This is a genomic window from Streptomyces cyanogenus, from assembly GCF_017526105.1.
GTDB classification, from domain to species: Bacteria; Actinomycetota; Actinomycetes; order Streptomycetales; family Streptomycetaceae; genus Streptomyces; species Streptomyces cyanogenus.
The window spans coordinates 1,446,711-1,459,718 of the sequence record NZ_CP071839.1; the positions used below are offsets into that span (position 1 = coordinate 1,446,711).

9 protein-coding genes and 2 pseudogenes are annotated in these 13,008 nt (G+C 72.3%); 4 read left to right on the plus strand and 7 right to left on the minus strand.

The features are described 5' to 3' along the window. Positions 1-160 precede the first annotated feature (160 nt). The gene (locus tag S1361_RS06125) at positions 161-1,228 is read left to right on the plus strand and encodes a LacI family DNA-binding transcriptional regulator (RefSeq protein ID WP_341829286.1); all 1,068 of its coding nucleotides are present in this window, start codon (positions 161-163) and stop codon (positions 1,226-1,228) included. 31 nt (positions 1,229-1,259) lie between these two features. Here S1361_RS06125 and S1361_RS06130 read toward each other — a convergent pair whose 3' ends face one another. The 6 genes and pseudogenes from S1361_RS06130 to S1361_RS06155 all read right to left on the minus strand — a co-directional run bounded on the left by S1361_RS06130 (position 1,260) and on the right by S1361_RS06155 (position 9,759). Next, positions 1,260-1,769: a potassium channel family protein gene (locus S1361_RS06130; protein WP_243769105.1), complete on the minus strand. Its 510-nt coding sequence runs from the start codon at positions 1,767-1,769 to the stop codon at positions 1,260-1,262. Between the two features lie 231 nt (positions 1,770-2,000). Next, entirely contained in the window at positions 2,001-4,382 is a 2,382-nt protein-coding gene (locus S1361_RS06135; RefSeq protein WP_208030809.1) for a phosphoketolase family protein, read from the minus strand. 254 nt (positions 4,383-4,636) lie between these two features. Then, the gene (locus S1361_RS06140) at positions 4,637-5,842 is read right to left on the minus strand and encodes a globin domain-containing protein (protein ID WP_208030810.1); all 1,206 of its coding nucleotides are present in this window, start codon (positions 5,840-5,842) and stop codon (positions 4,637-4,639) included. A 423-nt stretch (positions 5,843-6,265) separates the two neighbouring features. Then, positions 6,266-6,421: pseudogene (locus S1361_RS39030) on the minus strand (universal stress protein); the annotation flags it as partial. A gap of 613 nt (positions 6,422-7,034) precedes the next feature. After that, a complete protein-coding gene (locus tag S1361_RS06150; protein ID WP_208030811.1) occupies positions 7,035-8,753 on the minus strand; it encodes a sensor histidine kinase in 1,719 nt (572 codons plus the stop codon). 313 nt (positions 8,754-9,066) lie between these two features. After that, positions 9,067-9,759, minus strand: a complete 693-nt coding sequence (locus S1361_RS06155; RefSeq protein WP_208030812.1) for a response regulator — start codon at positions 9,757-9,759, stop codon at positions 9,067-9,069. A 341-nt stretch (positions 9,760-10,100) separates the two neighbouring features. Here S1361_RS06155 and S1361_RS06160 point away from each other — a divergent pair, with 341 nt between their 5' ends. Further along, positions 10,101-10,499, plus strand: coding sequence for a hypothetical protein (locus tag S1361_RS06160; RefSeq protein WP_208030813.1), 399 nt, complete (start codon positions 10,101-10,103; stop codon positions 10,497-10,499). Between the two features lie 597 nt (positions 10,500-11,096). Then, positions 11,097-11,591 carry a pyridoxamine 5'-phosphate oxidase family protein gene (locus S1361_RS06165; RefSeq protein WP_208030814.1) on the plus strand — a complete coding sequence of 165 codons (495 nt, stop codon included), beginning with the start codon at positions 11,097-11,099 and terminating at the stop codon, positions 11,589-11,591. Positions 11,592-11,715: 124 nt separating this feature from the next. Here the strand turns inward: S1361_RS06165 and S1361_RS06170 are convergent. Beyond that, positions 11,716-12,061 (minus strand): annotated as a pseudogene (locus tag S1361_RS06170) (pyridoxamine 5'-phosphate oxidase family protein); the annotation flags it as partial. A 290-nt stretch (positions 12,062-12,351) separates the two neighbouring features. Here S1361_RS06170 and S1361_RS06175 point away from each other — a divergent pair. Beyond that, a complete protein-coding gene (locus S1361_RS06175; RefSeq protein WP_208030815.1) occupies positions 12,352-12,990 on the plus strand; it encodes a DedA family protein in 639 nt (212 codons plus the stop codon). Positions 12,991-13,008: the final 18 nt, after the last annotated feature.

A 13,008-nucleotide genomic window follows, 5' to 3' on the forward strand; every position in this document is an offset into this window, starting at 1 on the left:
GGATGTCAATGCGTAACCAGCCGGTAATAAGGCCGGACATCGGCGCACCGTACAGCCGCATTTACGACCAAAAGGGATAAAACCGTGCCGAACAGGAGGCGGTGACAGCGTTGTTATGAGCCAGCGAACAGATCGGACGCACCTGTGCTAACTTCCGCTCATGTCATCCGCTCAACGGCTCCCCACGATGGTCGACGTCGCCGAACGGGCGGGGGTTTCCCCATCCACCGTCTCGCGCGCGCTGCGCGGCCTGCCCAGCGTCTCGCCGCAGGTCCGCGCCCGGGTCGAAGAGGCCGCTCGTGAGCTGAACTTCGCGGTCTCGCGACAGGCCGCGAGTCTCGTCACGGGGAGGACCGGGGTCGTGGCGGTGCTCGTACCCACGCTCAACTCCTGGTTCCACGGGTCGGCACTGTCCAGCCTGGGCCCGCTGCTGCGCGCGGCAGGCATGGAGCTGTCCGTCTACGCGATACGTGACATGGCCGAACGCACCGCGTTCTTCGAGCGCCTTCCGGCCGGGCGGAACGCGGACGCGCTGGTGGTGTTCGGGTTCGATCTGACCGACGAGGAGACCCTGCGGCTGGATGACCTCGGAATGCCGGTCATCTACGTCAGCCAGCACGTCGAGGGCCGCCCGAGCGTATACGTGGACGACGTGGCCGGAGCCGTCAAGGCCACCCGGCACCTGCTCAACCTCGGCCACCGCCGGATCGCCTTCACGCCGACCTTGGGCGCCAGCGGCTTCTGTTTCAGCTCGCGCGAACGGCTGCTCGGCTACCAGCAGGCGCTCACGGAGGCGGACATTCCCCTGGACGACGACCTGGTGGTCACGATGTCCTTCGAGGACAGGCGGGGCATCACCGAGGGACTCGGGAACCTGCTGAGCCTGAGGGAGCCGCCCACCTGCATCTTCGCCGAGACGGACGAGTTGGCCATCGCCATCGTCCACTGCCTGGGCAAGGCCCGGATACCGGTGCCCGAGCGGATGTCCGTCATCGGCTTCGACGACCATCAGATGGCCGAATGGACAGACCTGTCCACGGTCGCCCAGTCACCCTCGGACATGGGCCGCCTCGCCGGCGAGCTGGCACTGAAGCTCATCCATGATGCGGACCCGGATCACAAGCAGCACATCGTCCTCCCGACGCACCTGGTTCCCCGGGCCACCACGGCCCCGCCCCCCGCGCAGCCAGGTGGTCACGAGAGCGCTTCTGCGGGCCGGAACGGCTGAGAAGCGGTCGGAAGACCAGGCAACACCTGGATCAGCAGCCCGCGTTCGGCTGCCGGAACCGGTGCATGCCGCCGGGAAACCCTCCGGAACACTGGCCTGTTCTTCTGCCCTGCCGGCAATCGCTCGCCACCACGGCAACGCATCCCCAGTGCATGGCCAGCACCCTCCTGCGGGTCAGCGCGGGGTGGATCTCCCGCACCCGGGAGACGGTGGCCGTCAGGAGGGCGAAGCCGACGAGCCCCTCCAGGGGCGCGACCAGGCGGAGCCACCCCTGGCCGGGTGTGATGTCACCCAGCCCGAGGGTGGCGACGGTGACGAGTGACAGGCAGACGGAGTCGAGGAGTGCGGGCTGCTGCGCGGCCTTGGAGCCGGGCGTGAGGGTGAAGGCCCTCGGCATGTGGGGCCAGTAGATGACCGCCCAGCGCGGGATGAGGATGACGGCCCAGAGGCCGACCACCGTCACCATGGCGAGGGGGCCGACGAGGCCGACCACGCGTCTGCGGGCACGCGGGCGCCGGGCCGGCTTCCACATCCCCGTCATGACCGGGCGGCTCAGGCCGGCGTGGCGGGTGGGATGCCAGAGGGAATGGAAGAGATCTCGTAGGGCGGCCCTGCTTGGGGAGCGTAGAGCACGTGCATGGCGCGGCCGTGGACCTGGCCGCCTTCGCTCCGCGGAGAGGTGACGGGTGCCTGGACGGAGCCTCTCACCGGCCGGTCAGACGCCTGTGGAGTGCCATCGGTGATCGCGCCCCCGCACGCGGAAGACGGCTGGTCAGCCGTCCCACGTCCAGTCGGTGACCTCGGGCAGGTCCAGGCCGTGTTCCCGGATCCAGGAGTGGTGGCGCTGCCTGGTGTCCTCCATGCGCTGGCGTACGGTCGCCGCGCGGACCGCGAGCCCGGGGACGCGGTCGATGACGTCCATGACGAGGCGGTAGCGGTCGAGGTCGTTGCGGACCACCATGTCGAACGGCGTGGTGGTGGTGCCGATCTCCTTATAGCCGCGCACGTGCAGGTTGCGGTGCCCGGTACGGCGGTAGGCCAGGCGGTGGATCAGCCACGGGTAGCCGTGATAGGCGAAGATGACCGGCTTGTCGGTGGTGAACAGGCCGTCGTACTCGAAGTCGTTCATTCCGTGGGGGTGTTCCTCGCTCGGCAGCAGCCGGGCGATGTCGACGACGTTGACCACCCGCACGGCCAGCTCGGGCAGGTGGCGGCGCAGCAACTGGGCGGCGGCGAGCACCTCCTGGGTCGGGACGTCCCCCGCGCAGGCCAGCACCACGTCCGGTTCACGGGAGCCGTCCTCGGTGCCCGCCCACTCCCAGATGCCGGCGCCGCGTGCGCAGTGGGCCTTCGCCTCCGCCATGGAGAGCCAGTCGAAGCAGGGCTGCTTGCCGGCCACGATCACGTTGACGTAGTCCTTGCTGCGCAGGACGTGATCGGCCACGGACAGCAGCGTGTTGGCGTCCGAGGGCAGGTAGACCCGTACCACCTCGGGGCTCTTGTTGAGGATGTGGTCGACGAAGCCGGGGTCCTGGTGGGAGAAGCCGTTGTGGTCCTGGCGCCACACGTGCGAGGTGAGCAGGTAGTTGAGCGAGGCGATCGGAGCACGCCAGGGCAGGCGGCGGGTGGTGCGCAGCCACTTGATGTGCTGGTTGACCATCGAGTCGACGATGTGCACGAACGCCTCGTAGCAGGAGAACAGTCCGTGCCGGCCGGTGAGGAGGTAGCCCTCCAGCCAGCCCTGGCAGGTGTGTTCGGACAGGATCTCCATGACCCGGCCGTGGCGCTCCAGGTGCTCGTCCACCTGGAGCAGCTGGGCCTGCCAGGCCTTGCCGCTGGCCGCGTAGACGGCCTGGAGCCGGTTGGAGGCGGTCTCGTCGGGGCCGACGAGGCGGAAGTCGCGCCGCTCACTCGTGGCGTGCATGACCTCCTGGAGCATGTCGCCGAGAACACGGGTGGGTTCGTGCAGGGTGGCGCCGGGCTTGTCGACCTCGACGGCGTACTTCTCCAGCGGCGGCAGGGGCAGCTCGCGCAGCAGCAGGCCTCCGTTGGCGTGGGGGTTGGCGCCCAGCCGGTGCCTGCCTTCGGGGACGCAGGCGAGCACGTCGGGGCGCGGGGCGCCGTGCTCGTCGAACAGTTCCTCCGGCCGGTAGGAGCGCATCCACTGCTCCAGCTGGCGCAGGTGCTCGGGGTTGTCCCGTACGGCGGCCAGCGGGACCTGGTGGGAGCGCCAGGTTCCCTCCACGGGGAGGCCGTCGACCTCGGCCGGGCCGGTCCAGCCCTTGGGGGTGCGCAGCACGATCACCGGCCAGTGCGGCCGCTCCCCCACGCCGTCCTCGCGGGCGCTGCTCTGGATGGCCGCGATGCGCTCCAGTGCGTCGTCCATCGCGGCGGCCATCGCCCGGTGGACGACCATCGGGTCGTCGCCGGTGACGTGCAGGGGGGCGTGTCCGTAGCCGCGCAGCAGTGCGTCGAGTTCGTGCTCGGGCAGGCGGGACAGCACGGTCGGGTTGGCGATCTTGTAGCCGTTGAGGTGGAGGATCGGCAGGACCGCGCCGTCGTGGACCGGGTCGAGGAACTTGTTGGAGTGCCAGGACGCGGCCAGCGGACCGGTCTCCGCCTCGCCGTCGCCGATCACACAGGCCACCAGCAGGTCCGGATGGTCCAGCGCGGCACCGTAGGCATGGGAGAGCGAGTAGCCGAGTTCACCGCCCTCGTGGATCGAGCCCGGCGTCTCCGGGGCGACATGGCTCGGTACGCCGCCGGGGAAGGAGAACTGCCTGAACAGCCGCGCCATGCCGGCCGCGTCCCGCGGGACGTCCGGATACGTCTCGGTGTACGAGCCCTCCAGCCAGGAGTTGGCCAGCACCGCCGGACCGCCGTGACCGGGCCCCCAGATGCACACGGCGTCCAGACCACGGGCCTTGATGACGCGGTTCAGGTGGGTGTGCACCAGGTTCAGGCCGGGCGAGGTGCCCCAGTGGCCCAGCAGCCGCGGCTTGACGTGCTCCGGGCGCAGAGGTTCGGTCAGCAGGGGGTTGGCCATGAGGTAGATCTGGCCTACGGCGAGATAGTTCGCGGCGCGCCAGTGGGCGTCCAGCGACCTCAGCTGGTCCTCCTCCAGCCGGGCGGGCGCCTGCGTGTCGACGGACATCGGGGTTCCTTTCCGAGTCGGGACAGTGACCGGGTACCGTGCGGGCCGGACTCTGCACCCCCACCCTCCGGCGCCGCACGGGGCTTCCGACAGGGCCGTTCGGGCCACGCCTGCCGCTGACAGCCGAACGGAGCATCCCCGGGGACGCCCGGCCCCGTCACCCCCCGCATGGCCGACCGGGACCTGCATCCCCCGGGAGCTTGCTCTGACGGTCGGTGACGGTGAGCGCCCGCCCCCTCGCGGACGCCGGGGTCTCAGCGCTCGGCGTGGACCAGCCAGAGGTCGGGGCCGAAGACCTCGTAGCGGATGCTGCGGGCGGGGATGCCGGCCTGAAGGAGCTGGGTGCGGACGGCGCGCATGAAGGGGAGCGAGCCGCACAGGTAGACGTCGGCGTCCGCGGGGAGGTCCAGGGCGTCGAGGTCCATCAGGCCCGTGTGGGAGCCGGCTTCCTCGCTCCCCTCCTGCTCGTACCAGAACTCGACCATGGGGTCGGGCAGTTGGTCCGCCAGGCGTCGGACGTCCGCGCGCAGGGCGTGGTCGGCCGGGGTGCGGTCGGCGTGCAGGACCCACACCGGCCGCGACGAGCCGGTGCTGGCGAGGTGTTCGAGCATGCCGACCATCGGGGTACAGCCGATACCGGCGGAGACCAGCAGGAGCGGGGTGTCGGAGTCGTCGAGGACCACGTCGCCGAACGGGGCGGACAGGGTGAGCTCGTCGCCGACCCGCACGGCGCGGTGCAGCTGGTTGGAGACCTCGCCCTCGGGGGCGTCGCCGACGCTCGCGACCCGCTTGACGGTGATGCGCCGCAGGCTGTCGCCGGGACCGTTGGACAGGCTGTACTGGCGGGTCTGGTGGATGCCGTCGGGCATGAGCACCCGGACGCTGACGTACTGGCCGGCCCGCGCCTGCGGCAGGGGGCCGTCGTCGGCCGGGCGCAGCAGGAAGGACACCGCGTCGGGGGTCTCCTCCCGCCGTTCCACGACCGTCCACTGCCGCCACGGCTTGCGCGGGTCGACCTGGGCGTCCTGGTAGAGGCGGGCCTCCCGGGCGATGAGGGCACCGGCCATCAGCCAGTACACCTCGTCCCAGGCGGCGGCCACCTCGGGGGTGACCGCTTCGCCGAGTACCTCGGCGATGGCGCGGAAGAGGTACTTGTGGACGATCGTGTACTGGTCCTCGGTGACGCCGAGCGCGGCGTGCTTGTGCGCGATCCGGGCGAGGAGGGCGTCCGGGCGGGCGTCGGGGTCGGCCAGCAGGGCCTGGGCGAAGCCCGCGATGGACCCGGCCAGGGCCCGGCGCTGCTCGCCACTGGCCTGGTTGCCCCGGTTGAACATACCGTCCAGCAGCTCGGGTTGCTCCGCGAACATGGTGCCGTAGAAGCGTGCGGTGATCTCGTCCAGTGCGCCGCCGACGGCGGGCAGGGTGGCACGGACGACAACTGCCGACTCGGGCGAAAGCATGGAACTCCCCTGAGCTGTGAGTAGGTGGAGGGACGGCTTCACCGCCACGGCCGGGCCCGCCATGCGGGTTCGACCGGCACATCGATCATCCGGTGCGGCCGTCGCCCGCACCAGGGCCGAACCGCCCTGGAGGACTGGGCCCGTCGGTCCGGTCCGCCCAGTCGCGTGCGGCCGCACGCCCCTCGCGTCGGCGCACTACGGCCGCGCCCGCCCGAGTGCCCGCCGTCACGGCGGTACACCGCCGCCGCGCCGGAAGGTGTGCACCACTCTTCAACGGCCGCTTTTCGCCTGGCGCGGCGGGACCATGTTCGACGGTGAACTCCATGTCGCACAGGTCGCGGTAGTGGTTTCCAGCGTGCGCAGGTGGTCGCCGAGTTCGACGTGCGAACGGAGGTGGAGCGTCTTCAGCTCGTCAGGGGCACGGCGTCGCGGACTCCGGAGACGACGTCCTCGCCCCGGGCGTCGGGCAGGTGGTCGCCAGGCGTGCACCAGTCGCAGCGGCCGGTGCCGCAGCAGCGCCTCGCGAGCGGCCCACTCGGCGGCCGCGAGGCTCTCGGCCGATCCGTCCACTCCGGCGATGACGGCGACAGCATGTGCGCACCTCCTGCGCTTGGTCCTGCTGGGTACCGCCGGCGTCTTCCTGAGGCGACTCGGCCGGGTAGGGACCGCAAGGGCTCTTCCCTGGCCCATTCGGCCCAGCGCCGGTCGGCCCGTCCTGCCGCGGTCGGCACGGAAGGGGGGCAGCCGCTGGTCACACGGCCGGGGGTGGGCGGCGCACGAGGCGTGGCTGCGCGACCTGCGGCTCGAACGTGAACCGCCGGCGGTTCCGCCGTGCCCGGGTCGCCTCGATCGCGGGGAGACCGCGGAAGCCGCCGTCCTTCCCTCGGGCTGAACGTCCCCTGGGGGACAGCGCCTTGGTGACGAGGTGGGCGGCATACCTCGTGCGCGCGAGCGGGCGACCGCCGTCACCCGGCCGTGGGATCCGGTCGGTCAGCCAGCGCCCGCACCGTGGCCTTCCTTGGCGAGCGCGGATTTCGGGCACAGTGCCCTGGAGGCGGCGATGCGCACGTCCCGACCGGGAGGTCAGCGTCCTGCGGCCGGCCTGCTGCCGGAGGAGGAGTTCCGCGACAGCGACCCCGACTGCGGCACACGGCGACTCCCCGTCGGCCGGCGGGATCCTGCCCGGGCCCCGCTACTCCTTTGCCACGGGCACCCGCCAGACCAGCGTCGTGCCGCCGCCCGCCGGGCTGGTCCACTCCAGCTTTCCGCCCAGTTGCTCCGCCCGCTCGGCCATGTTGCGCAGGCCGCTGCGGCGGCCGTCGGGCGGAATGCCCACGCCGTTGTCGGTGACCTTCAGCCGCACCTCCCGCCCGTCGGTCACCAGCCCGACCTCGGCGCGGTCGGCGTGCGCGTGGCGGGCGATGTTCGTCAGGGACTCGGACAGGACGGCCACCGCATGGTCGGCGATCTCCTTCGGGACCTCGGTGTCCAGCAGGCCCTCCATGCGCACACTCGGCGCGAAGCCCAGCACCGGGGCCGCCTCGCCGACCGCCCGCACCACACGCGCGCGCAGGCCGGCCCCGGCGGTGCCGTCGTCACGCGAGCGCAGACCGAAGATCGCCGACCTGATGATCTTGATCGTCTCGTCCAGATCGTCCACCGCCCGCAGCACGCGCTCGGACGCCTCCGCGTGCTCGATGAAGCGGCCCGCGCTCTGCAGGGTCATGCCGGTGGCGAACAGCCGCTGGATGGCCAGGTCGTGCAGGTCACGGGCGATGCGGTCGCGGTCCTGGAGCACCGCGATCTGCTCGGCGTCCTTGCGGTGTTCCGCCAGCTCCATGGCGACCGCGGCCTGGGCCATGAAACCCCGCAACGGTTCGGTCTCCTTCTCGGAGAAGACGGTGCGGCCCGCCGCACGGGCCAGCAGCACGACGCCTCGCACACCGTCACCGGAGCCGATGGGCAGGGCCACGGCCGGGCCGAGTCCGCTGAAGCGGGAAGCGGTGGCCGAGGCGTCACCGCGGTCCCCGGACGGGGTGGCCTCCGCCTCGCTGTGGGACACATCGGGGCTGGTGACCGGCGAGGCGCTGGAGAAGGCCTGTCCCATCAGGTTGTCGTCCGCGGGCAGGACGAGCCCGCGGTGCGCCTCGGCCTCGTGTCCCAGGGCGAGCTCCACGGCGAGCGCGTCGGTGCCCTCCATCGGTACCGCGACCACGGCCAGCGCCGCCGAGGTGATCTCCATCGCGCGTTCCGCGATCAGCCCGAGGACCTCACCGCGGTCGCTGCCGGACATGAGGCTGTGGGTGATCTCCGCGCTCGCTCGCAGCCAGCGTTCGCGCAGCCGGGACTCCTCGTACAGGCGGGCGTTGTCGATGGCCACACCGGCCGCCACGGCCAGCGTCGACAGGACCGACTCGTCCTCCTCGTCGAACTGACCCCCACCGCGCTTCTCGGTCAGGTAGAGGTTGCCGAAGACCTGGTCGCGCACCCGGATCGGCACGCCGAGGAAGGTGTTCATCGGCGGATGGTGGGGCGGGAAGCCGTACGAAGCGGGATGCTCGGAGAGCTTGGCCAGGCGCAGCGGCTCGGGGTGCCGGATCAGCTCTCCCAGGATGCCGTGGCCCTCCGGGTAGGGGCCGATCCGCGCGATCTGCTCCTCGGTGACGCCGACCGTGAGGAACTCCGACAGCCGCTTGCCGTCGGGACCGATCACGCCCAGGGCCGCGTACTCGGCCTCCACCAGGGCCGCCGCGGCCTCCACGATGCTGCGCAGCGCCTGCTCCAGGTCCAGTTCCCGGCCGACCGACAGCACCGCCTCCAGCAGGCTGTGCACCCGGTCGCGAGTACCGCGGGCCGCGTCGAGCCGGGCCTGGAGTTCCTCCAGCAGCTCGTCCAGCCGCAGCTGCGGCATCCGTACGCGGCCTCCCTCGGAGCCTCCCACCAGTGTTCCTCCAAGCTCCAGCCCACCAACGGCCGGCCGTCCCTGTCCGGACCACGCTATCCGCCCACGAGAGGAAGCGGTACGGGATCACGCTCACCGGCCGGTGAAGAAGGGGCACCCGGTCGGGACGGTAGAGGTGATCCGGACGTCGCACGGCGGGGACCGGCCCACCCGGTCGGGAGGGTGCGGGCTCATCCGGACGTCGGACGGCAGGAACCGGCCATCCGGACGGGACGCTACGGGGCCGTCCGGACGTCGCACGGCAGGGGCCGGCCTCAGGGCCTCAGCGTCCTTCCTGCCTCTGCCGGTCCTGGACCTGCGTGGCGATGACGGCGGCCTGGATACGGCGCTCGACGCCGAGCTTGGCGAGGAGACGGGAGATGTGGTTCTTCACCGTCTTCTCGGCCAGGTACAGCCGCTGGCCGATCTGGCGGTTGGTCAGGCCTTCGCCGATCAGGGCCAGGATCTCCCGCTCCCGCTCGGTCAGCCCCTGCAGTCCGTCCGGCTGCTCCTCCTCCTGCCCGCCACCGCGCAGCCGGGCCATCAGCCTGGTGGTGGCACTGGCATCGAGCAGGGACTGGCCGGCGGCCACGGTGCGCACCGCGGACACCAGGTCCGAGCCCCGGATCTGCTTCAGGACGTAGCCGGAGGCGCCCGCCATGATCGAGTCGAGCAGTGCCTCCTCGTCGTCGAAGGAGGTCAGCATGAGGCAGGCCAGCTCCGGCATGCGTGACCTCAGTTCCCGGCACACGGTCACGCCGTCGCCGTCGGGCAGGCGGACGTCGAGCACCGCCACCTGCGGACGCAACGCGGGCACCCGCACCAGCGCCTGCTCCACCGTGCCGGCCTCCCCGATCACGTCGATGTCCGGCTCGTCGTTCAGCAGGTCGCGCACTCCGCGCCGTACCACCTCGTGGTCGTCCAGCAGAAAGACCCGGATCGGGTTACCGGCGCCGGGCTGCTCGCTGTCCGCCATCAAAAACGCTCCCTGGTTCCGCGTTCCGCGCCGATGTCCGCTCGTGGACGGGAATCGGCCCTTCCTACCGGGATCCTTTCCCGCGCGCGGGCCGAAGGGCCAGGGCCGATCGGCCCTGTTGTCCGCCCGGAGTGTCCCGCGGCCACGAGGCACCGCCGCCGCAGCGGTGGGGAACGGCCCGTCGGCCCCTTCGAAGGTCTTCGCACCGCGCGGACCCGCATCACGCCACCCCGCAGGGTGAGGGTCCGACGGCCCCGCGGCCGGGGCCTGCCGGCCCTGGGCCGGAACCGGTACCGCCAGAAGCCTGGAACCGCTGCGGAACGATCAGAAGGAGCGTGCACATGGCTGCCAAGGAGACCGGCACCCAGGTCACCGGCACCGTCGCCGTCGAGGTGTGCGTCGAAGGCGATGTGGAGGAGGAAGCCGTCGCATACGTCCGTGAGAAGGTCGGCGCGGTTCTCGGCCGGCCCGGGGTTCCGGCCGTGAGCGGTGCGGTGAAGATCGCCAGGGCGGTGGCGCAGCACACCGAGCGGCCCTGGTCCGCCCGGGCCGAGCTCGTCGTCGGGAACACCCTCGTCGTCGTGCACGCCCAGGAGGTCACGGCACACGAACTGGCGGACCGGCTGCAGGACCGCCTGCGCAGCCAGGTGAACCTTGTACCGCACCGCAGGGAGGAGACCCGCGGGTCGGCCACTCCGCCTCCGTGGCGCGGCGGCTGTGCCCAGGGCGGCCGGGGCTGAAGCCCCTCACGGCCTCCGCCGCGGCACGGGCCACCCGGCCTCGCCTGACCCGTGCCGGTCAGCCCCCGGAAGGGACCATCGGCACCTGGTGGCGGGGACCGGACAGGACGAGAGTGAAGGCGTGAGCGGCACCGATCCCCCGCGGTGCCGCTCACGCCCGCACACCGTCGGCCGCCGCCGACTTCTCTCGTCGACGGAGGCTCCCCCCCCCCCCGACGACCCGTCATGAGGCCGGCCGTGCAACGGGCAGAAGCGGCTGCCGATGCGCCGTCCGACATGACCATCGCCATGGACCGGCGGCTCACGAAGGGCTCACGGCGCACGCCGACTGCGACGCCCTCCCCGGGAACAGGCCTGCCTGCGTGGTGCCGGGGCGGGTCGAGCGGACACGGACCAGGGCCGAACGGCCCTGGTGTGAGGAGCCGCGGTGCCGTTCCAATGGCCTGATCACGTCTTTCCGTGACTCCCGGCGGGTGCCGCGGACAGGCAGCCTCCACGTCTCGAAGGGACGACGCACATGCCGTTCCGGCGCACCGGCCGCGACCACGGCGACAGACCGTGCAGCCGCCTCGCCGCACCAGCCGAAGACACGCAGCAGTGAGCGACGAGTCCACGCGGAAGCCCGCCACGACCCTCGACCCCGCTCAGGGCCTCCCGGCCGGGCCGCGCCGCAGCATCGAGCTGGACGGCGACGAAGCCCTGCGGCTGCTGGGCAGCGTGTCCTTCGGGCGCATCGTCTTCACCCGCCACGCGCTGCCGACCGTCCGCCCGGTCAACCACGTGCTGGACGACGGCGACATCGTCATCCGCACGCACGAGGGCGCGGCGCTCACCGCGCGCGCCGGGCAGACCGGGGGCCAGGGCGTCGTGGTGGCCTATGAGGCCGACGCCATCGACCCCGACACGCACCTCGGCTGGAGCGTCGTGGTCACCGGCTACGCGCACCTGGTGACCGACCCGGAGGAGCTGGCCCGCTACCGGTCCCTGCTCAGCCCCTGGGTGCACCGGTCCATGGACTACGCGGTACGCATCCGCCCGGATCTGGTGACCGGCATCCGGCTCGCCGCCGACGACGAGTCCGACGACGTCTGATCGCGGTCCGGGAGCTGCCGTACGGTCTGCGAACCTCCCCGAAGCCGCGCCGGGCATCGGCGGGAGCGTCCACGCCCGGACGGACTGCCACGGCCGGCGGCCCGGCGGGCACGTGCGCCTGCGGTCAGAAGGCCGGGTGCAGGCCGCACAGGGTCCGGCCACCGACGAGTTCGCGCCCCGTGACCAGTTCGGGCCCGATGCACACGAGGACCTCCTGGGGGCGAGGGAGCCCAGGAGAGCGGGACGATCGACTCCAGGCGTGCCGCCCCGGCCGGATCCGTCACGATCTCGGGGCGGCCGGTGACGACGACGCTCCAGCGGGAGTACGTGTCCGCGTCGACCGCGTCCGCCTCGAAGGCGACGACGGCGCCGTCGACCGCGCGGGCCAGCTCGTAGCCCGCCGAGGTGCGCAGCGGCACCGCTCCGTCATTGCCCAGGGCGAAGTTGAGCGGCACCACCGCGGGCAGCGCCGGGCCGGCCCGTCTTTCGCCCGGTGCGGGGGATCGCCTTCCATGCTGAGCGCGGCGGCGGCCGCCGGTGAGGGCCACCGGTCCCGCCCCGACCGGAGAACGGCCCGCGGAAACGTGGTGGCGAAGGGGGGCCGGACGGCCCTCCCGGCGCACCCGTCGGCGGGCGACGTGCTGCCGCCGCGGTCCCGGCGCACCTCGTGCGCCTGACCTCCGCGACCGGCGGGCATGGGCGCGCCGGACGCGCGATGCTGGGCGGACAGGTCCCCCGAGGAGGCCAGGAGGCTCGGCCGGTGATCGCCGTCAACCCGATGGACAGCGCCTCGGTGCTGGCCGCCTTCGGCGCGCTGGGTGTGCTCGCGGTGATCTTCGCCGAGTCGGGTCTGCTGGTCGTCGGCTTCTTCCTGCCCGGTGACACGCTGCTGTTCCCGGCCGGGGTGCTGTGTGCGGGCAGCGCCGGCCAGCCGCCGCGGCTGACGCTGTGGCAGGTGCTGCTGTGCGCGGCCGTCGGGGCGGTGGCGGGCGGGCAGGTGGGCTATCTGATCGGACGGCACGGCGGCCGCGCGCTGCTCGCGCGGACGTCCAGCGGCCGGGCGAAGGCCACGGCCGCGCGGGCCGAGCGGCTGCTGGCGCGCTACGGCCACGGCAAGGCACTGGTGATCGGCCGGTTCGTACCGCTGCTGCGGTCGGTGCTGCACCCGGTGGCCGGCGCCCTGGGTGTGCCGGCCGGCACCTTCACCCTCTGGCAGACGGTGGGCGGGGTGCTCTGGTCGCAGACGCTGGTGCTCGCCGGATACACCCTGGGCGCCTCGGTCCCCCACATCGACGACTATCTGCTGCCGCTGGTCGCCCTGGTGGTCGTCGTGTCGCTGCTGCCCCTGCTCCCGGAGGCCCTCCGCGCCCGCCGCAGGCGCCGCGACTCCGCGCGCTGAGCCGGGCGCCCCGCCACG